Here is an 18,587-nt window from a genome sequence, read left to right as displayed (position 1 = left end):
TGCGCGGAGAATGGTCCCCATGGACTCCGACCGACGGCGCACCGACCCCGCAGCACTCGCCCAGCGCGCACTGGCCTCACCTCCGCATCGGGACGGGCGATCGTCGGCATCGCCGGCAGTCCGGGCTCCGGCAAGACCACGCTGGCCCGCGCCGTCGTGGAGGCCGCGAACGACCGGGCGGGCACGGCTGTCGCGGCGTACCTCCCGATGGACGGCTTCCACCTCGCAGACGCGACCCTGGCGGCACTCGGTCGCAGCGACCGCAAAGGCGCGATCGACACCTTCGACGGCTGGGGCTTCCTCGCTCTGCTCGAACGCGTGCTCGCCGAACGCGATCACCCCGTGTACGCTCCGGCGTTCGACCGCGCGATCGGTGAGCCCATCGCCGGTGGCATCGCGATCGACCCCGAGGTGCGACTCGTCGTGGTCGAGGGCAACTACCTCCTCGCGCCCGTCGAGCCCTGGGTGCGCATCCCGGGGCTTCTGGCCGAGAGCTGGTTCGTCGCGACACCTGAGGAGGAGCGGCTACGACGGCTCGTCGAGCGACACGTCCGGCACGGCCGCACCCCGGAGGCCGCGCGGGCGTGGGCGGTGGAGGTGGACGGCGCGAACGCCCTCCTCATCGAGCCGACAGCCACGGCCGCGACACTGCTCGTGGACGGCGGACTCCCAGTCGCGGCTGCTTAGGCTGGAGAGATGACCCCCACCGCCTCCTCCACCTCCTCCTCTGGCACCGTCACCATGTTCGGCGCAGACTGGTGCCGCGACTGCATCCGCTCCAAGGCCCTCCTCGACCGCCTCGGCGCCGACTACGAGTACATCGACCTCGTCGCGCACCCTGAGGAGGCCGACCGCGCCCGGGCGATCAGCGGCCGCACCAACATCCCGGTGATCGTGTTCCCCGACGGCCGTCACCTCGTCGAGCCGACCGACCCCGAGCTCGAGGCCGCGCTGGCGGTCTGAGTCAGCACGTCGCGCAAGCGGCGACCGGCTCGCGATGAACGCGGACTGGTCGTCCAGCGCCGCGCTTGTCGCCGCGCCGTCCAGCGACCCCAGTCGCGTCCGGTGCGAACTGCGGGCGCACGACGATCGCGCTACGTCAGGCGCGCCGGAGACCCGTGGCCGGGGCAGACGAGGCGGGGGCGGGAGACCGCGATGGCGGCGATCGTCGCGTCGGCGTCGGCGCGGTCGCTGATGAGGAGCCCAGGCAGGTGCCCGAGTCGGCCCTTCGAGACGCGTGCCGAGTCGCCGATGAACGCTACCCCGCGCCACCGCACGAGGTGATGGCCGGGGGTGTGACCAGGGGCCGGCACGGCGACCACGGTCGGCGCGACCTCCAGCTCGGCGTCGTCCGGCAGCGCAGTCAGCTCCGGCAGCTCTGCGCGACCCAGCCATCTCGACCGGAACATCGCCCGGCGCAACCGCGTGGGCGCATCCTCTTCGCCGCGCAGGATGCGGATGTCCGCAGCACCGAGCCAGACCCGGGCGCCGGTCGCGCGCTGCACGGCGGCCGCAGCACCGACGTGGTCGGGGTCGTAGTGCGTGAGGACGACGTCGGTGAGCTTCCGGAGGCGCGCGGCGGCCAGCTCCGCCACCACCGCGGACGCGCTCGAGCGCAGCCCCGTGTCGACGAGGACCGCCTGGTCGCCCTCCTCGATCAGGTAGGCGTTGCCGCCGCGGGCCGAGGTCAGCCGGTGCACTCCCGGAATCACTTCGCGCATGAGTCGGATGCTAGTCCTTGCGCAGACTCCTGATCCATGCCGATCCGAAAACAACGTCTTGTACCTGCCGAAGGGCACGTAGACGTCCCTAAAACGGACGAAAGGGACAACGACGTGCCCCTCGCGGGTGGGTGGGTGTGGGGTGGTCAGTGGATGGCGACCGGGAGGGCGTCGGGGATCAGCGCGGCTGCCTCCGGCACGCGGCCCATGCCGAGGACCGTCCAGCCGGCGGCGTTCCACGCCGCAGCGTCGAGGCAGTTGCGCGCGTCGACGACGGTGCTGCCACTCGCCAGCGCGCCCAGGCGCGACGGATCCGCGCCCGTGAACTCGTCCCACTCGGTGAGCACGACCGTCAGGTCGGCGCCGTCGACGGCGTCCTCCATCGAGTCCGCGTAGTCGAGGGTCGGGAAGAGCCGCTGCGCCGTACCGCGCGCCTGCGGGTCGTAGACGACCACCTGGGCGCCGCGCAGGTGCAGCGCGGCAGCCACGTTGAGCGCCGGCGAGTCGCGCACGTCGTCGGTGTGCGGTTTGAAGGCGGCGCCGAGCACGCCGATGCGGCGGTTGAGCACGGACCCGCCGAGCGTCGTAAGGGCCAGGTCGATGACGCGCTGCCTGCGACCCATGTTGATCTCGTCCACCTGTTGCAGGAGGCCGACAGCGGCGTGCGCACCGAGCTCGTTCGAGCGGTGCATGAGAGCCCGGATGTCCTTCGGGAGGCAGCCGCCGCCGAACCCGAGGCCGGCATTGAGGAACTGCCGCCCGATGCGCGCGTCGTGGCCGAGCGCGTCCGCCAGCAGCGAGACGTCCGCGCCGGCGGCGTCGCACACCTCGGCGATCGCATTGATGAACGAGATCTTCGTGGCGAGGAACGCGTTCGCGCTCACCTTCACCAGCTCGGCGGTGGGCAGGTCGGCGACCAGCACGGGCGTCCCGTCGGCGATCGGCCTGGCATAGACGCGGCGGAGGGCGGCCTCCGACCGCTCGGACGTGCCGCCGAAGACGAGCCGATCGGGACGCAGGGTGTCGTCGACGGCTTTGCCCTCGCGCAGGAACTCAGGGTTCCAGACGAGCTCGACGTCCACCCCCGCCGGGGCGGCTTCCGCAACGATCGCCCGCAGCCGCGCACCGGTGCCGACCGGGACGGTCGATTTGCCGACGATCAGCGCGTCGTGCGTGAGGTGGGCGGCGACTCCGCGGGCAGCGGTCTCCACGTAGCTCAGGTTCGCGGCGAACGAGCCGGACTGCTGTGGAGTGCCCACGCAGATGAAGTGCAGGTCGGAGACGGCGACGGCCTCCGCGATATCGGTCGTGAAGCGCAGGCGCCCGGCGGCGACGTTGCTGCGGATGAGTTCGGGCAGGCCCGGCTCGAAGAAGGGCGCACGGCCCTCGGTCAGCTCGGCGACTTTGTGCGAGTCGGTGTCGACGCCGACAACGTCGAAGCCGAGCTCGGCCATCGCCGCTGCGTGCGTGGCGCCGAGGTAACCGGTGCCGATCACGCTGATGCGCGGGGCGGGGTGATCCTTGATCTTCTTCGGAGCGGTCACGGCGATCGTCCTTTCTGGATGGTCGGGAGTCATGGGGCCGGCGTGAGGGCGAAGTCGTCCTCCGGCCGGGTGAGGCCGGCGATGAATGCCGAGAGCGAGTCGGGGCGGGAGTCGACGCGCCAGTCGTTGGTGGCGCGCTCTCCCTGCACATAGCTGGTGATGGCGAGGTTGAACCAACTGAAACCGATCACGTCCGAGTTCTGCGGTTGGCCCAGCGCTTGGAAGAACGAAGTGACCCAGGCGGCCTTGTGGCCCCCGATCTCGGAGGCGCCGACCTCGGAGAGCAGAATGGGCTTCTTCGTGATGCCGCGGAGCATGTCCAGGCTGGGCGTGAAGGTGTTGTCGAACGTGAACTCCTGGTTCGCCGAATACGGCGGCCGCAGGTAGCCGGAGAGCCCCACCCAGTCGACGTACTCGTCGCCCGGGTACAGCGACTGCAGGTAGCCAGCCGACCGCAGCGACGGCGACAGCTTGTTGACGATGTTCGGAGACCAGTCCCAGATCACCAGGTCGTTTGCGCCCTCCTGCTGGAAGATGTCGTGGACGTGGCGCCACATCTTCACGTAGTCGCCCGCACCGTTGCCGTTGACCGTGCCGCCGTTGCCGTTGCTCTCGGACCACGGATACCAGTTGCCGTTCATCTCGTGATCGAGACGAATGGCGAGTGGGAGACCGGTGGCTACGATGTCCTTCGCGTACTGGTGCAGGTAGGAGTCGAAGCTCCCGCCGATGATCTTCGGAAGCGAGTAGTCCGGCGAGTCGACGACGTTGTTGGCGTCGCCGATCGGGCGCGACTCCCAGGTGAGCAGCGGCAGGCGTCCCTGTTGCCAGGATCGGGTGACGGCGTTGGCGCGGAAGCTCTCATCCCAGCCACTGAAGTAGCCGACCAAGTTGGGAGAGACGCCGACCTTCGCGCTGGTGGCGTCGAAGGTCGCCCAGTTGAACGGCGCCTGCTCGGTGTACATGCCGTAGTAGCGCGTGGACGGGCTCAGAAGGTCGGCGCGGGCGGGCGCGGTGATGGGGGCAGCCGCATTGCCCGACGAGCTCGACGAGCTCGACGCGGGCTTGCCGGACGCCGTCGTGCGCGCGGACGAATGACCCGTCTTGGACTGGGCCGCCGCGAGCTGCGCCTTGACGCTCGCGAGCTCGTTCTGAGCGGCCAGCGTCTTCTGCTGGGCGGCCGCGAGCTGCTTGGCCGTGCCGGCCTGGGCAGCGAGGGACTGCGCCTGCATCGCCGTCATCTTCCCCTTCTGGGAGGCGATGGTCCGCGTCGCGCGCTCCAGGTTGCGCTTGAGCTCGGCGTTCTGCGCGGCGAACGGCGTGACGGTTTCGGCGGCATCGGCGACCGCCTTGCGAAGCGGGGCGCTGGTGGGCGAGACCCAGACGTAGGCGGAGATGCTGACGAGGACCGTCGCGAGGGCAATGAAGGCGGCAGCGGTGGCCTGCGATCGCGACTTCGACTGAGCCCACCAGGAGTGCGCTCGGCTGCTGAGAGTAGAGGTCGGGCTAGACAAGGAACAGGGCCTCCAGGGTCAAGATCGCGATTCCGATCAGGTACGGGATGGTGGCGAGGGGGTTGAGTGTGCGTCTCGCGTGCTTGGTGGTCTTCTTCGTCGCCGTCTTCGCGACTTTCGCCTGCGATCGGGTGACGATCGCCGTCGTCGGGCGGATGGTCGTGGCAAGCGCTGTCGATGAGCTGACACCGCCGACCGCATCGGGCAGCTCGGCATGCGGCCCGTCAGTCGTTCTCAGTGCTGCGATCTCGTCGTCGCTGCTGATCTCGCCCTGGCCTCCCGCGTACGCCCCGGCACGGGTGCCCCAGCCGCTGGCGTGCGCCATGCGGAAGAACCCGATGAGGCGGATCGGCATGAGGAAGAACGTCGAGACGATGATGAACACCGGGAGCCGGAAGAAGTCGCTCGGCTTCTCGGACAAATGCCGGATCTGGCGGATCGACATGCTGATTACCGACGAGGCGACCATGAGGGCCACGACCGTGACGATGCCGCCCTGGATGCCGTAGGACTTCAGGAACCCTTCGTAGAAGTTGTAGCCCTCTCCCGTGATCGACCGGTACACCCAGCCGCCCACGACGCCGGCGAGGATGAACGGCAGCAGGATGTCCATCACGAAGAAGAACGACAAGATCGGAGCGTGGCCGAGCATCCACGGCAGCATGCGCAGGGTGTTGTACTGGCTGCCGCGCGCCCAGCGCAACTGCTGCTTGAACAGCTTCTTCACCTTCAGCGGGGCATCCGTGTAGACCAGGCTGGTGTGCTGGTACACGGTCCGGTAACCCTCCTTGAGGGTGAGGTTCGTCAGCGTGCGGTCGTCGGAGACCTCCAGGAAGACGCCGAGGAACTTCTCGGTCATGAACTTCTCCATGACCCGCATCAGGATCGAGCGGCGGAATGCGATCGTGCGGCCGGGGAGGCAGCCGATCTGGCCGACTATACTTTGCGCCGGCATGGAGTAAAGGGCGCGGGAGTTCTCCAGCCAGTCCGCCCACCGCGTGATCCAGGAGCGCTCCGGCTCCAGGATGCGCTGCTTGGTCGTGACGCCGCCGACGCGCTGGTCGGCGAACGGTTTGACGAGTTCACTGAGCGTGTCCTGCGTCCACACAGTGTCCGAGTCGACGAGCACGGTGATCTCACCGGTGGACATCCGCGTCCCGATCATCACCGCGTTGCGCTTGCCAGGGATCGGCGTGTGCACCCAGCGCACCAGCGGTGCGAACTCCTCGCACACCTCCGCCAGCTCGGGGTTGGGGGCGCCGTTGATGACCACGATGATCTCCTCCGGCCGCTGCTCGACCATCCGGCCCAGCACGTCTCGGAACAGGTCCAACGGCTCATCCACCACCGGGACGACAACACTCGTCGTGCCGTGGAACTCCCCCGTGTACGCACGGTAGCGACGGGACATCAGGACCTTCGCGATCCAGATCACCCAGATCAGTGCGGAGTAGACCGCGAACAGATAGAACTCCGGATGGCCTCCGAGGATCTGCCGGAGCTGCAACAGAAAGATGAACACGAGTCAGACCTCTCGCAAAGATGAAATAGGAGGTGAGATCCACGACGGCGGATCCAGAAAATTCGGGTGGTCACATTTCTACGGGGGTGATCCATGCACCGCAAGCGGGAGTGGAACCTACGTGATGCAGGTCGCGGGTCTGCTTCGGGGGACATGTCCGCAGACGCGCCGACGCGGCACACCGCTCAGTGCCAATGTGATCAAAGTGCAGGTCAGGACCAGAATCGACATTCGGATTTCCAGGGGTTGCGGCCCGCACCCCGGCGGGGTTCTGCACCCCGAACGGGAGCGAAAAGCCCCCTGAATAGGTTACGAAGTTTCACACGGACTCACACGGCGTTCACAGGCGGAGGCGGTCTTCCAGCTTCGCGACGGCCCGGCACCGAGTCGGTGACCGTCAAGCCGGCCGGATCCGTGCACGTTGGGACGCCCGACGGTGAGCCGGTCGTGTTCGAAGGGGCCGTCGAAGAGTGAGCAGGCGCGGGAAATCGCGCTCGGATTCCCGCACCTGCTCACGTCTCGGCCGCTAATCGCGGATGGGGGCGACGGTGAGGCGGTCGCCGGCGGGGGCGAGGTCGACCCGGACCTGGTCGCCGTCGCGGATCTCGCCGGCGAGGAGCTCGGTCGCCAGACGGTCCTCGATCTCGCGCTGCATCAGGCGACGCAACGGGCGCGCGCCGTAGATCGGGTCGTAGCCGCGCTCGGCCAACCAGCGCCGGGCGTCCGGAGTGACCGCCAGCTCCAGCCGGCGCTCCTCCAGTCGCCGCATCAAGCGGTCGATGTTCAGCTCGACGATCTCGCCAAGCTCCTCCTGGTCGAGCGTCGAGAACACGACGATGTCGTCGAGGCGGTTGACGAACTCCGGCTTGAACGCCTGCCGCACCATCTGCAGCACTGACGCTCATGGTGGAGCCGCGATGGGTGGAGGTGCACCGCCGTGGGCGCATCCGGCTGACCCGCACCCTCCCCGGCCTTTTCTTCCTGGTCTTCGGCATCGTCGAGACCGTGCTGGTGCTCTCGATCGACGGCACGCTCATACCGTTCGAGTGGACCGACCTCGTGCTGGCACTGGTGATCTTCGGCTTGCTGACGCTGCTGTTCTGGCTCTCGCTGCTGGACGCGCCGAGCGCCAGGAAGCCCCAGCACGACGATGTGCGCGAGACGCCACAGCCGCCGAGGGGCACGTTGACGTCCCTAAAACGGGATTTTAGGGTCGTTGACGTGCCCTTCGGCGGCCAGCCACGCGCGTCAGGCGGGCTGTGCCGGCGCCTCAACGCGCGCGAGCTGACGGAGGAAGGCCGCGGCGGCCGGGCTCGGCTCCTCGGAGACGGCAACGGCGACCGTCCACGCCTGCACCTCACCGCTGAGGGCGACGGCGCGCAGCTGGTCCGGGCGCTTGCGGGCGAAGCTCGCCGGCACGATGGCGACGCCGAGGTTGTAACCGACTAGGTCGAGCAGCGGGTGCACGTCGTTGACCTCCATCGCCGCGCGGTAGTCGAAGCCGGCCGCCGCGAACGCGCGACGGGCGAGCGCCTGCGCGCCCCAGCCCTCCTGGAAGCCGACGAGCGGCTCGCCGCGCAGTGCCTCGATCGGGATGCTGACCTCGGCGGCGAAACGGTGGTCCGGATGGCACAGCACCAGCAGCTTTTGGGTGCTCAGCGCGCGCAGCCGCACGCCGTTGGGTGCGTGGCCGGTGTCGACGACAACCGCGACATCGGCGCGCCCACCGGCGACCGCCTCCACTAGCTCCTCCGAGCCGGAGTACCGCAGCCGCACCTCCACGCCCGGGTTCGCCGTGCGGAACGCGGCCAGCTCCGACGGCAGATCCACTGATCCGAGGCAGGGCTCCGCGCCGATGGTGAGCCGGCCGCGCAGCAGCCCGCGCACGGCGGCCACGGCGTTGCGCGCGGCGGCTGCGCTCGCGAGCGTGCGCACCGAGTCGGCGAGCAGCGCCTGGCCGGCCGTCGTCAGCTCGACCCGGCGCGTACTGCGGATGAAGAGAGAGGTGCCGAGCTCCTGCTCGAGCGAGCGGATGGAGGCGGACAGCCCGGACTGCGAGATCTGGAGCAGCTCGGCCGCTCGAGTGAAGTGCCGTTCTTCGGCCACGGTGACGAAGTGCTCGAGCTGACGGAGTTCCATTCAGCAAGGATACTGGTCAATCCGGCCGGTATCATCGACAGCGGAGGATAGGCGACCGAGAGCCGCACGCGCACACCTGCCGCACCACCCGCGGACCGAGCACAATGAGCACCATGCGCATCCTGCTGATCGGCGCCGGTGGCGTCGGAAACGCTATCGCCAAGATCGCCGCCCGCCGCTCCTTCTACGAGGCGTTCGTCGTCAGCGACTACGACCAGGACCGGGCGGACGCCGCCGTCGAGTGGATCCGCGACCGTCACGGCGAGCGCGTGGCCTCCCGGTTCACGGCGACCCGCATCGACGCATCTGACCCGAGCTCGGTCGCCGCCGTCGCACGCGAGCATCGCGCGACCCACGTCATGAACGCGGTCGAGCCCAAATTCGTGGAGTCGATCTTCGCCGGAGCGCTTTCCGCCGGAGCCGACTACCTCGACATGGCCATGAGCCTGTCGCACCCGCATGAAACCGACCCGTACAGCCGGCCCGGCGTCAAACTCGGCGACGCCCAGTTCGCCGAGAACCAGCGATGGGAGGCCGCCGGCCGGCTCGCCCTGGTCGGCATGGGCGTCGAGCCCGGCCTCTCCGACGTCTTCGCGCGCTACGCCGCCGACGAACTGTTCTCGGAGATCGACGAGCTCGGCACCCGCGACGGCGCCGACCTCGTGGTGCGCGACGACGATGGCAACGAGATCTTCGCGCCCTCCTTCAGCATCTGGACGACCATCGAGGAGTGCCTCAACCCTCCGGTGATCTTCGACAAGTCACGGGTCGGCGAGGAGGACGGCGGCTGGTACACGACGGCGCCGTTCAGCGAGCCGGAGGTGTTCGATTTCCCCGAGGGAATCGGCCCGGTCGAGTGCGTCAACGTCGAGCACGAGGAGGTCCTCCTCATGCCGCGCTGGCTCGACGCCAAGCGCGTCACCTTCAAGTACGGGCTCGGTGAGGAGTTCATCGGAGTGCTGCGCACCCTCCACCTGCTCGGTCTCGACTCGACCGTGCCACTGCGGGTGCGGTCCTCATCCGGACCGGTGGAGGTCGCACCGCGCGACGTGGTCGCCGCGGCCCTTCCCGACCCGGCGACAATCGGTTCCCGCATGACCGGCAAGACCTGCGCCGGCGTCTGGGTGACCGGCACGGGAAAGGACGGCCTCCCCCGCAGCGTGTACCTGTACCACGTCAGCGACAACAAGTGGACCATGCGCGAGTACGACGCCCAGTGCGTGGTGTGGCAGACCGCGCTCAACCCGGTCATCGCATTGGAGCTGCTGGCGAGCGGAACGTGGTCGGGCTCCGGGGTTCGCGGTCCGGAGGCTTTCCCCGCCCGCCCGTTTCTGGAGCTCATGGAGCGGCCGGAGGCGCAGGGCGGCTACGGCCAGCGCTGGGGGCTGCGCGAACCCTGAGGACCTCACCGGCGAAAAGGCGCAAAATCCGGTCTTGAGCGTGTAGATCCTCGAATTCGTGCCTTCTCGTTGCGGCTGCTACGCGGCTCCGCCGGTCGGCGCCACCACGGCGAACGGCGGTGTGCTCACACCCTCGGCGAGCGCCTCCGCCGGGTCGGCGCCGATCGCGACGATGCGGTTGCCGCCGTCGACGTGGACGATCGCCGGCACGAAGGTGCGCGCCTCCGTATCGTCGAGCTGCGCGTAGGAGATGACGATGACGGTGTCGCCCACCTCGGCCAGGTGCGCCGCTGCGCCGTTCACCCCGATGACGCCGCTGCCGCGCTCCCCCGCGATCAGATATGTCTCGAACCGGGAGCCGTTGGTGACGTCGACGACTGCGACCTGCTCGCCGGGCAGCAGGTCGGCGGCCTCCATCAGGTCGAGGTCGACGGTCAACGAGCCGACATAGTGGAGGTCGGCGTGGGTGACCGTCGCACGGTGGATCTTGGACTTGAACATGGTGCGGAGCACGGCCGGTCCTTTCGTGGTCTGGCTTCCATTGTCCCGCGGGTTCGGAGGGTCTCGGCCCGTCGCGGAGAATGGAGGGTGCACAACCTCGGACTCCTCTTCGACGTCGACGGCCCGATCGCCAGCCCGGTCACGCGGACCATCGCCATCCGCAGCATCGTCACCGACCTGGTCGCGATGACCGCGGCCGGCGTGCCGATCGCCTTCATCACCGGCCGCTCCGGCGACTTCATCCGCAACCAGGTCGTCACCCCGCTGTGCGACGCGGGCCTCGGCGACGCGCTCGACTCGCACGGCGCGCGGATGTTCGGCGTGTTCGAGAAGGGCGCCGCCTGGGCGCCGATCACGGGCGACGGGATGGGGGAGGTTGCCGTCGACGCGTCGGTCGCTCTGCCCGAGGCCGCCGTCGACGGCATCCGCCGCCTGGTCAGGGACCGCTTCGCCGACACCATGTTCTTCGACGAGACCAAGCTCGCCATGATCTCGGTCGAACAGCGTACCGACGTCGACTCCGAGACGTACACGGAGGCCCAGGCGCCCTTCCAGGACGCCGCCTTCGATCTCCTGGCCGGGCTCGGGCTCGGTCTGCGCTACGGCGACCGGGTCGCGCCCGACGCCGACGGTGCGGCGCCCTACCGCATCGACCCGACGATCATCTCCACCGACATCGAGTCGGTGCTCCTCGACAAAGACCGGGGTGCGCAGCGCGCGTTCGACTACTTCGCCGAGCGCGGGCCGCTCCCGCACCGTTGGCGCTCGGTCGGCGACTCGCGCAGCGACTACAAGATGGCCGACTTCGTGCACAGCACCGGCCGGGAAGTCGCCCACGTCGACGTGCGCCCGGCCGACGGCCTGCTCGATCGCCCTTACGAAGTCATCACGATCGACGACGCCATCCACGACACCGCCGGCGCCGAGTTCCTCGCCCACTGGAGGCGCGAGCTCGGGCTCGACGATGGAGAGGACGAGGGAGGCGCGGTCTAGAAAGGGTCAGGCGCGCCGGCCGCGCACCTTCGCGATCGACTCGGTCATCTCGCGGTAGAGCTCGAGCCGGCCGTCCTCCTCCGCGCCGAGCAGCAGGACCGCCTGCTCGGCGTCGGCCCCCGAGAACCACGACGCGACGGTGACGCCATGACCGGGTCGGTGCACGACCTCCACCTCGTCACCCGCGCCGACCGTGCCGGTGTGCACGACCGCGAGGTAGGCGCCGACGCGTCCGGCCTCCGTGAAGCGCCGGACCCACTGCGGCTCGCCCATCCTGCGATGGAAGACCGCGCAGGGTGTTCGTGGGCAGGTGACCTCCACGACGAGCGTGTCGCCGATGCGCCACCGCTCGCCGATCTCGGCGCCGTCGACGTCGAGGCCGACGGTCCGCAGGTTCTCGCCGAACAGCCCGGGCGGGATCGGCCGTCCGAGCTGCTCCTGCCAGTAGTGCGCGGCTTCATCCGCGTACGCGTACAGCGCCTTGCCGACGCCGCCGTGGTTCTTGCGGTCGGCCTGCACGTCGCCGTAGAGGCCGAGCGTCCGCACCTTCAGCCGCGGCTCCACCGGCTGCTTGTCGATGGCGGTCACGCCGACGTTGCCGTCGTCCGGGCGCAGCTGCGCCACTCGACAGACAGCGAGGATGCGCGCGGTGCTGTCGCCTGGAGCCATACGTCCAGTATGGCGACTGCACCCCGCCGGAGCCGCTCGCGCGAACTAACTGGCGGACATGCCGCCTGACCTGCGCGCGACGCGGCGTGTTCTGCCAACTCGTTCGTCGCCGCTGGCGAGCTGTCCGGCTCGACTACGTCGCCAACTCGCCCAGCACGGCCTCCAGTTGGTCGACGGCCCAGTCGAGGTCGGCGGGCTCGACCACGATCGGCGGGGCCAGGCGGATCGTGGAGCCGTGGGTGTCCTTCGCGAGCACGCCCCGTTCCATCAGCAGCTCGCAGACCTCCCGGCCGGTGGCGAGGGCCGGGTCGATGTCGATGCCCGCCCACAGGCCGACGCTGCGCACGCGCAGCACGCCGTGTCCGACGAGCCGCTCGAGATCGCCGCGGAGGCGGCGACCGAGGAGCTCCGCCCGCTCCTGCGGCTCGCCGGTCGCGAGCAACGCTACGACGGCGCGGCCCACCGCGGCCGCAAGCGGGTTGCCTCCGAAGGTCGAGCCGTGCTCGCCCGGGCGCAGCACCCCCAGCACGTCCCGGTCGCCGACCACCGCCGAGACCGGCACGATGCCGCCGCCGAGCGCCTTGCCGAGCAGGTACAGATCGGGCACGACACCGACCAGATCGCAGGCGAAGGTCGAACCCGTCCTCCCCAATCCCGACTGGATCTCGTCTGCGATCAGGAGAGTCCGATGCTCGTCGCACAACGCCCGCAGCGCGGGGAGGAACCCCGGCGGCGGCACGAGGATCCCGGCCTCCCCCTGGATGGGCTCGACCAGCACCGCGACCGTGTTCGGGTCGATCGCCGCCTCGACCGCTGCGGCGTCGCCGTATCGCACCGCCCGAAAGCCTGGTGTGTACGGGCCGAACCCCTCCCGGGCATCCGGGTCGTCGGAGAAGCTCACGATGGTGGTGGTGCGGCCGTGGAAGTTGCCCGCCATGACGATGATGTTCGCGCGGCCGTCCGCGACTCCCTTGACCCGGTAGCCCCAGGCGCGCGCGACCTTGATGGCGGACTCCACCGCCTCCGCACCGGTGTTCATCGGCAGCACCATGTCCTTGCCTGCGAGCGCCGCGAGTTCGGTGACGAACGGGCCGAGCTGGTCGTTGTGGAAGGCACGGCTGGTCAGCGTGATGCGTTCGAGCTGCGCGCGGGCGGCGTCCAGCAGCAGCGGGTTGGAATGCCCGAAGTTGACGGCGGAGTACGCGGCGAGGCAGTCAAGATACCGCCGGCCATCGATGTCGGTGACCCAGGCGCCCACCCCTTCGGCGATCACGACGGGAAGCGGATGGTAGTTGTGCGCCGCGTGCTCGTCCTCGAGCCCGATCGCGTGCGCCTGGCGCAGCGTCGGAGCGGAACTCGACGGGTGGATGCGGTGGGCGACGGTGTCGGTCATGGTCGTTCTCTCTGTGGGTTCAGCGTCATCGCCGGAGCTCGAGCGTGCAGCATTTGACGCCCCCTCCGCCGAGCAGCAGCTCGGAGAGGTCGACGCCCATGGCTTCGTAGCCGTGATCGCGCAACTGCCGGGCGAAGTCGAGCGCGCGGGAGGCGATCACGACGTGATACCCGTCGGAGAAGGCGTTGAGGCCGAGCACGGCGGCGTCGTCCCCGTCGACGAGGATCGCGTCGGGGTACCGCTCGGCCAGCAGGGCGCGACTGTCCGCGTCGAACGCGGGCGGGAGGTAGGCGATGTGCTCTCGCCCGGGAGTGTCGTCCAGTACCGCGAGTGCGGTGTCCAGGTGGTAGAAGCTGGGATCGACCAGCCGCAGCGTGAGCACCTCGCGTCCATACACCTCGGCCACCTCGCGGTGGCTGGCGCTGCTGCTCCGGAATCCGGTGCCCGCGAGGATGGTCTCGCCGACGAGGAGGAAGTCGCCCTCGCCCTCGTTGACCGCCCGCGGCGCCACGACCTCGAAGCCTTCGCCCCGTAGCCACGCGCGGTACGCCGGCGCCTCCGGCTGCCGCTCGGGATAGGCGAAACTCGCCCCGTAGGCGATGTTGCCGATCACGAAGGCGCCGTTGGCCGCGTAGACCATGTCGGGGAGGCCCGCGAGCGGCTCGATGAGCCGCACGTCGAAGCCGAGCCCGACGTAGAGGCGGTAAAGCTCGTCCCACTGCCGCACCGCGAGTGAGGTGTCGGTCGGCAGGCCCGGGTTCATCCACGGGTTGATCCGGTACACCACGTCGAAGTGCTCCGGCCGGCACATCAGCACCGTCCGCGCCCGTGGAGTGCGCAGCGGGCGCTCGGCGCTCGCGGGCTCCTCCTCCTGGTCGGTGATGGACATGACGACAGTGTCACACACGATTGTCGGCGAGTGGCTGCGTCACGGTGCACGAAATCGCCACCGACACGAGCCGCGCGCGCTTTTGTTGCGTCTGAGCGGTGGCGGCATGAAACGAGTGCCGTCCACGCGCGTCCCTTGCGCCGGGGCGCACGATACTCGCGTGATTTTCGCCTTCGCGCAACGATCCACCGTATGCTTGCGCCGTGGACAACCTCGATCGCAGCATCCTCGACCTGCTCCGCCAGAACGCGCGCTCCGGCTATGGCGACATCGGCAGTGTCGTCGGCCTGTCGGCGTCGGCGGTCAAGCGGCGCGTCGACAAACTGGTCGCCGACGGGGTCATCCGCGGCTTCACCATCCAGGTCGACCCCGCGATCGACGGCATGAGCACCGAGGCGTACGTCGAGCTGTTCTGCCGAGGGACCGTCTCGCCCGAAGAGCTCCTGCGCATCCTCTCGGCGGTTCCGGAGGTCGTGGACGCCGGCACCGTCACCGGCAGCGCCGATGCGATCGTCCACATCCGCTCGCGCGACATCCCGAGCCTGGAGGCTGCGCTCGAGAAGGTGCGGCTTGCGCCGAACGTCGACCACACCCGCAGCGCCATCGTGCTGTCGCGGCTCATCAACCGCGGCAACAGCTGACCCTCCCGGTACCGTCGGTCGTGTGGATCGACACCGCGCATCACGTCGGCTCACGACAGAAGTCGAGCGAACCTGACCGCCGTTCTGCGAGAAAATTCAGCAGACGCTGAGGCGCCGGAGGCCCCGATCCGAGCGCTGACACGACGATCAGTGGCACGATGGGCGCATGAAGCTGCTCGTTGTCGAAGACGATCCGGACATGGGAGGCCTCGTCGAACGCGGCCTGGCCGCTGAAGGTTACGACGTCACCCTGGTCACCAACGGCGTCGACGCCCTCATCGCCCTGCGCGGCGACGCGTTCTCCGCCGCCGCCATCGACGTGATGCTGCCCGGCATGAGCGGCTTCGAGCTGTGCCGGCACATCCGCGAGGCCAACAACCCGATGCCGATCCTCCTCCTGACCGCGCGCGACGCGATCGAAGACCGCGTCCACGGCCTCGACTCCGGTGCGGACGATTACCTGACCAAGCCGTTCGCGTTCGCCGAGTTGGCCGCTCGCGTTCGCGCGCTCCTGCGCCGCGAGCCGAGCGGGATGCGTCCGCAAGTGAGCATCGGCCGGCTGACGATCGACTCCCACGAGCACCAGGCCCTGGTGTCGGGGCACGAGATGCCGCTGAGCCGTCGGGAGTTCACCCTGCTGCGGCTGTTCGCGACGAACCCCGACAAGACGCTGTCGCGGTCCGACATCCTCGAGTCGGTGTGGGGCACCACGGACAACATCGGGACCAATGTCATCGACCAGTACGTCTCGTACCTTCGCAAGAAGCTCGACCTCGCCGGCGCCGGTCTCTCGATCGTGACCGAGCGCGGCCGCGGTTACCGGCTCGACGCGAAGAATGCGCTCGACTCGAAGCAGCCGTCGGCGGAGGCCCCGGCCCCGTGACCTGGTTGCGGCGCCTGTCGATCACCGCGCGCATCACGATCGGCAGCCTCGTCGTCGCCACCCTCTTCGGTCTCGTCGCCGTCGTGGTGATCCGGGTGGGGGTGGCCTCCATCCTCCACAACGCCACCAACACGCTGCTGACGAACGACGTCACCGCGCCGGCGGCGTCCGTGGAGGCGAATCCGGCCGGCCCGTTCGATCTGCCGGGCGGCGGCCAGGAGCTGGCCGTCGTCGACGCCGACGGCAACGTCCTGGCGTCGACGCTCCCGGAGTCGGTGGAGGACCGGATCCCCCGGCTTCTGAGGCTGGGACCCTTGCCTGCGACGATCGAAGTCAATGGCGACACCTACGACGTGCTGGTGCGCAGCGTGGCGACGACCGCCGGCGAGATGCACGTGATCGCGGCTCGCAACGACGAGACGACCTCCCTCATCCTCGACCGGCTCACCTTGGCGCTGCTGGTCGGCGCGCTGGCTCTGATCCTCGGTTTCGGCGCGGCGTCGTGGCTGTTGGCCCGCGCGGCCCTGCGACCGGTCAGCAGGATGCGCGAGCAGGCCGACCGCATCGCGGGCAGCGAGCGCAGCAGCTCGGAAGACGGTCCGAAGGGGCTGCTGACAGTCGGCCCCGCACAGGACGAGCTATCGGAGCTGGCGACGACCCTGAACGACCTGATCCGGAGGCTGCGCGCCTCAGCGGACCGCGAGCGGCAGATGGTCTCGGACGCCAGCCACGAGCTCCGCACACCGCTGGCGGTTCTCCGCGGTCAGCTCGAGCTGGCGGAGCTCGACGCCGGCGACGCGGACGCTCTCCTGGACGACATCCGCTCGTCGCATTCGACTGCGCTGCGGCTCGGGCAGCTGGCGAACAACCTCCTGGAGCTGTCGCGCATCGAGGCCGGCCCGTCGAGCGGCCGTATCGACTGGCGCACGCTCGTCGACGAACTCACCGACGCGATCGACCGCGCGCGGCTGCTGGTCAGCAGCGACGAGGACGCCCGCCCGATCTCGGTCGACTTCGACTACGACCCCAAGCGCCGCCCCGACGCGGACGCCCGTGTCGCGCTCTCGCCGACGGATTTCGGACGCATCCTCGACAACCTCCTGGGCAACGCCATCACCGCGATCCGCGGCCAGGCGGCAGACCCGGGTCCGGAGGACGTGGTGAGCGCCTCCCTGAACGTCGAGGCGCGGTGGGTGGTGCTCACCGTCCACGACTCGGGTCCGGGAATGCCCGAGCATTTCATTCCGGTGGCCCTGGACCGCTTCACCCGCGCTGACGGCGCCCGCACGTCGACCTCCGGAGGCGGAGGCGGGCTCGGACTGGCGATCGTGGCGGCGCTGGCCGGCGCCGCGGGAGGCTCGGTCCAGCTCGCGAACGCGCCGAGCGGTGGCCTCGTGGTCACCGTGCGGCTGCCGCTCGTGCGAGCTTAAGGGAGGCGGGCGGCGCGCAGTGTGATGCGGCGCAGTGCGGAGGGCGTCCGCGCCCGCCCGGCGCGGCGGATGCCCGAGCCGGCGCCCGGTGCGGCGGATGCCCGCCCGGTGGGCGCCCGCCCGCCCGGTGCGGCGGATGCTCGAGCCGGCGCCGGTTCGCGGACGCCCGCCCGGTCAGACCCCCGGTCAGACCCCGATCAGTGCCCGGTGCGATCGGAGTCGACGCCCGCGTCGGGACCCTGGTCGAGCCCGTCGAGAGCTGCGAGATCGTCCGTGTCCAGCTCGAAGTCGAAGACCGCGAGATTCTCGGCCATCCGCTGCGGATTGCGCGACTTGGGGATCGCGACGAGCCCGTTCTGCACGTGCCAGCGCAGCACGATCTGCCCGGGCGTGCGGCCGTGCTTCTCGGCGAGCGCAACGAGGACCGGCGCGGAGAGAAGTCCGCCCGAGCCGCCGATCGGACTCCACGACTCAGTCACGATCCCGTGTTCTGCGCCGTAGGCGCGCTGCTCCAGGCGCGGGATGGCGGGGCTGAGCTCGATCTGGTTGATCGCTGGAGTCACTCCGGTCTCGGAGATGAGTCGGTCGAGGTGGGCGGGCTTGAAGTTGGAGACGCCGATCGCCCGTGCCTTGCCGCTCTGCTGGAGCCCGATGAAGGTCTGCCACGTGGAGACGTACTGGTCGCGCGCGGGCAGCGGCCAGTGGATGAGCAGCAGGTCGACGTAGTCGAGTCCGAGCCGCTGCAGGCTGGCGTCGAGTCCCGCGATCGCACGGTCGTCGCCTTGGTATCCGCCGTCGAGCTTGGTGGTCACGAACCAGTCCTCGCGCGCAAGTCCGCTGGCCTGGAGGCCACGGCCCACTCCGGTCTCGTTGCCGTACTTGGCGGCCGTGTCCACATGTCGGTACCCGATCTCGGCCGCCGCGACGATCGCGCGCTCGACCTCCGCGTCGTCCAGCGGCCAGGTGCCGAGCCCGAGTTGGGGGATGGTGGTACCCGAGTTCAGGGCGATCGCGGGCACGGCGGTGGAGAGGGATGGGTTCTCGGTCATGCGTCTCAGCGTACGCCCGGGTAAGGTGGCGCTCGTCGGAAGGAGCACCATGACCGCCACCCCACCCATCCCGTCCGATCCGGACGAACTCGCCCTCGCCGTAGAGGCCGCGATCGAGAGCGAGGACCTCGCCGAGTTGCGCCGCCTGGCCGACGCCGGGAGCGCCGACGCCGAGGACGCCCTTGTCGAGCTCGCCGCCGAACGCGGGGACCTCGACGAGCTGCGCCGCCTCGCCGCAACCGGCAACACCGACGCGGCCGACGAACTCCTCGAGCTGGAGGAGGAAGAGGAGTGACCGC

Annotated in this window: 18 protein-coding genes and 1 pseudogene; 8 read left to right on the top strand and 11 right to left on the bottom strand. The window is 69.6% G+C overall.

Annotation, left to right across the window (positions count from 1 at the left end):
* The first annotated feature begins 99 nt into the window (after positions 1 to 99).
* Together ACPPVW_RS08375 and ACPPVW_RS08370 are read left to right on the top strand one after the other, a co-directional pair.
* Entirely contained in the window at positions 100 to 687 is a 588-nt protein-coding gene (locus tag ACPPVW_RS08375; RefSeq protein ID WP_426626270.1) for a nucleoside/nucleotide kinase family protein, read from the top strand.
* A gap of 9 nt (positions 688 to 696) precedes the next feature.
* Positions 697 to 963 (top strand): glutaredoxin family protein, encoded by a 267-nt coding sequence (locus ACPPVW_RS08370; protein ID WP_426626033.1) that lies wholly within the window; start codon positions 697 to 699, stop codon positions 961 to 963.
* 131 nt (positions 964 to 1,094) lie between these two features.
* Here the strand turns inward: ACPPVW_RS08370 and ACPPVW_RS08365 are convergent, their stop codons facing one another.
* The 6 genes and pseudogenes from ACPPVW_RS08365 to ACPPVW_RS08340 all read right to left on the bottom strand — a co-directional run bounded on the left by ACPPVW_RS08365 (position 1,095) and on the right by ACPPVW_RS08340 (position 8,440).
* Positions 1,095 to 1,721 carry an MBL fold metallo-hydrolase gene (locus tag ACPPVW_RS08365; RefSeq protein ID WP_426626032.1) on the bottom strand — a complete coding sequence of 209 codons (627 nt, stop codon included), beginning with the start codon at positions 1,719 to 1,721 and terminating at the stop codon, positions 1,095 to 1,097.
* 146 nt (positions 1,722 to 1,867) lie between these two features.
* Complete coding sequence (locus tag ACPPVW_RS08360; protein WP_426626031.1) at positions 1,868 to 3,265, bottom strand: UDP-glucose dehydrogenase family protein; 1,398 nt, start codon at positions 3,263 to 3,265, stop codon at positions 1,868 to 1,870.
* Between the two features lie 29 nt (positions 3,266 to 3,294).
* Positions 3,295 to 4,779: a glycosyl hydrolase gene (locus tag ACPPVW_RS08355; protein WP_426626030.1), complete on the bottom strand. Its 1,485-nt coding sequence runs from the start codon at positions 4,777 to 4,779 to the stop codon at positions 3,295 to 3,297.
* Positions 4,772 to 6,301, bottom strand: a complete 1,530-nt coding sequence (locus ACPPVW_RS08350) for a glycosyltransferase family 2 protein (RefSeq protein WP_426626029.1) — start codon at positions 6,299 to 6,301, stop codon at positions 4,772 to 4,774. Before ACPPVW_RS08350 ends, ACPPVW_RS08355 begins: the two co-directional genes overlap by 8 nt.
* Before the next feature lie 526 nt (positions 6,302 to 6,827).
* Positions 6,828 to 7,199: pseudogene (locus ACPPVW_RS08345) on the bottom strand (ATP-dependent chaperone ClpB); the annotation flags it as partial.
* 350 nt (positions 7,200 to 7,549) lie between these two features.
* A complete protein-coding gene (locus ACPPVW_RS08340) occupies positions 7,550 to 8,440 on the bottom strand; it encodes a LysR family transcriptional regulator (protein WP_426626028.1) in 891 nt (296 codons plus the stop codon).
* A gap of 113 nt (positions 8,441 to 8,553) precedes the next feature.
* Here ACPPVW_RS08340 and ACPPVW_RS08335 point away from each other — a divergent pair, with 113 nt between their 5' ends.
* Entirely contained in the window at positions 8,554 to 9,840 is a 1,287-nt protein-coding gene (locus ACPPVW_RS08335; protein WP_426626027.1) for a saccharopine dehydrogenase family protein, read from the top strand.
* 78 nt (positions 9,841 to 9,918) lie between these two features.
* On the opposite strand, the gene panD is transcribed toward ACPPVW_RS08335, so the two are convergent.
* Positions 9,919 to 10,353 (bottom strand): aspartate 1-decarboxylase, encoded by a 435-nt coding sequence (gene panD / locus ACPPVW_RS08330; protein ID WP_426626026.1) that lies wholly within the window; start codon positions 10,351 to 10,353, stop codon positions 9,919 to 9,921.
* Between the two features lie 75 nt (positions 10,354 to 10,428).
* Between panD and ACPPVW_RS08325 the strand changes: the two genes are divergently transcribed.
* On the top strand, positions 10,429 to 11,334 hold the full coding sequence (locus ACPPVW_RS08325) for a hypothetical protein (RefSeq protein ID WP_426626025.1): 906 nt from the start codon (positions 10,429 to 10,431) through the stop codon (positions 11,332 to 11,334).
* Positions 11,335 to 11,340: 6 nt separating this feature from the next.
* On the opposite strand, the gene ACPPVW_RS08320 is transcribed toward ACPPVW_RS08325, so the two are convergent.
* The 3 genes from ACPPVW_RS08320 to ddaH form a co-directional block, all read right to left on the bottom strand.
* Positions 11,341 to 12,003 carry an MOSC domain-containing protein gene (locus tag ACPPVW_RS08320; protein WP_426626024.1) on the bottom strand — a complete coding sequence of 221 codons (663 nt, stop codon included), beginning with the start codon at positions 12,001 to 12,003 and terminating at the stop codon, positions 11,341 to 11,343.
* Positions 12,004 to 12,136: 133 nt separating this feature from the next.
* Positions 12,137 to 13,396 (bottom strand): ornithine--oxo-acid transaminase, encoded by a 1,260-nt coding sequence (gene rocD / locus ACPPVW_RS08315; RefSeq protein WP_426626023.1) that lies wholly within the window; start codon positions 13,394 to 13,396, stop codon positions 12,137 to 12,139.
* A 25-nt stretch (positions 13,397 to 13,421) separates the two neighbouring features.
* On the bottom strand, positions 13,422 to 14,285 hold the full coding sequence (ddaH, locus tag ACPPVW_RS08310; protein WP_426626022.1) for a dimethylargininase: 864 nt from the start codon (positions 14,283 to 14,285) through the stop codon (positions 13,422 to 13,424).
* 203 nt (positions 14,286 to 14,488) lie between these two features.
* On the opposite strand from ddaH, the gene ACPPVW_RS08305 reads away from it, so the two are divergent.
* The 3 genes from ACPPVW_RS08305 to ACPPVW_RS08295 all read left to right on the top strand — a co-directional run bounded on the left by ACPPVW_RS08305 (position 14,489) and on the right by ACPPVW_RS08295 (position 17,239).
* Positions 14,489 to 14,926: an Lrp/AsnC family transcriptional regulator gene (locus tag ACPPVW_RS08305; protein WP_426626021.1), complete on the top strand. Its 438-nt coding sequence runs from the start codon at positions 14,489 to 14,491 to the stop codon at positions 14,924 to 14,926.
* Between the two features lie 166 nt (positions 14,927 to 15,092).
* The gene (locus tag ACPPVW_RS08300) at positions 15,093 to 15,809 is read left to right on the top strand and encodes a response regulator transcription factor (RefSeq protein WP_426626020.1); all 717 of its coding nucleotides are present in this window, start codon (positions 15,093 to 15,095) and stop codon (positions 15,807 to 15,809) included.
* Positions 15,806 to 17,239 (top strand): sensor histidine kinase, encoded by a 1,434-nt coding sequence (locus tag ACPPVW_RS08295; RefSeq protein ID WP_426626019.1) that lies wholly within the window; start codon positions 15,806 to 15,808, stop codon positions 17,237 to 17,239. The genes ACPPVW_RS08300 and ACPPVW_RS08295 overlap by 4 nt, the downstream gene beginning before the upstream one ends.
* A 197-nt stretch (positions 17,240 to 17,436) precedes the next feature.
* On the opposite strand, the gene ACPPVW_RS08290 is transcribed toward ACPPVW_RS08295, so the two are convergent.
* A complete protein-coding gene (locus tag ACPPVW_RS08290) occupies positions 17,437 to 18,288 on the bottom strand; it encodes an aldo/keto reductase (RefSeq protein WP_426626018.1) in 852 nt (283 codons plus the stop codon).
* A 49-nt stretch (positions 18,289 to 18,337) separates the two neighbouring features.
* On the opposite strand from ACPPVW_RS08290, the gene ACPPVW_RS08285 reads away from it, so the two are divergent.
* On the top strand, positions 18,338 to 18,583 hold the full coding sequence (locus ACPPVW_RS08285; protein ID WP_426626017.1) for a hypothetical protein: 246 nt from the start codon (positions 18,338 to 18,340) through the stop codon (positions 18,581 to 18,583).
* Positions 18,584 to 18,587 lie beyond the last annotated feature (4 nt).

The sequence above is a fragment of the Leifsonia sp. McL0607 genome, assembly GCF_049993355.1.
Lineage (GTDB): Bacteria > Actinomycetota > Actinomycetes > Actinomycetales > Microbacteriaceae > Leifsonia.
This window is presented reverse-complemented; position numbering and strand designations above follow the sequence as displayed.

Excerpts from the sequence above, each read along its gene's own strand:
- ACPPVW_RS08370 (WP_426626033.1), top strand. The coding sequence starts at position 697 with ATGACCCCCACCGCCTCCTCCACCTCCTCCTCTGGCACCGTCACCATG.
- ACPPVW_RS08365 (WP_426626032.1), bottom strand. The coding sequence starts at position 1,721 with ATGCGCGAAGTGATTCCGGGAGTGCACCGGCTGACCTCGGCCCGCGGC.
- ACPPVW_RS08340 (WP_426626028.1), bottom strand. The coding sequence starts at position 8,440 with ATGGAACTCCGTCAGCTCGAGCACTTCGTCACCGTGGCCGAAGAACGG.
- ACPPVW_RS08335 (WP_426626027.1), top strand. The coding sequence starts at position 8,554 with ATGCGCATCCTGCTGATCGGCGCCGGTGGCGTCGGAAACGCTATCGCC.
- ACPPVW_RS08320 (WP_426626024.1), bottom strand. The coding sequence starts at position 12,003 with ATGGCTCCAGGCGACAGCACCGCGCGCATCCTCGCTGTCTGTCGAGTG.
- rocD (WP_426626023.1), bottom strand. The coding sequence starts at position 13,396 with ATGACCGACACCGTCGCCCACCGCATCCACCCGTCGAGTTCCGCTCCG.
- ddaH (WP_426626022.1), bottom strand. The coding sequence starts at position 14,285 with ATGTCCATCACCGACCAGGAGGAGGAGCCCGCGAGCGCCGAGCGCCCG.
- ACPPVW_RS08300 (WP_426626020.1), top strand. The coding sequence starts at position 15,093 with ATGAAGCTGCTCGTTGTCGAAGACGATCCGGACATGGGAGGCCTCGTC.
- ACPPVW_RS08290 (WP_426626018.1), bottom strand. The coding sequence starts at position 18,288 with ATGACCGAGAACCCATCCCTCTCCACCGCCGTGCCCGCGATCGCCCTG.
- ACPPVW_RS08285 (WP_426626017.1), top strand. The coding sequence starts at position 18,338 with ATGACCGCCACCCCACCCATCCCGTCCGATCCGGACGAACTCGCCCTC.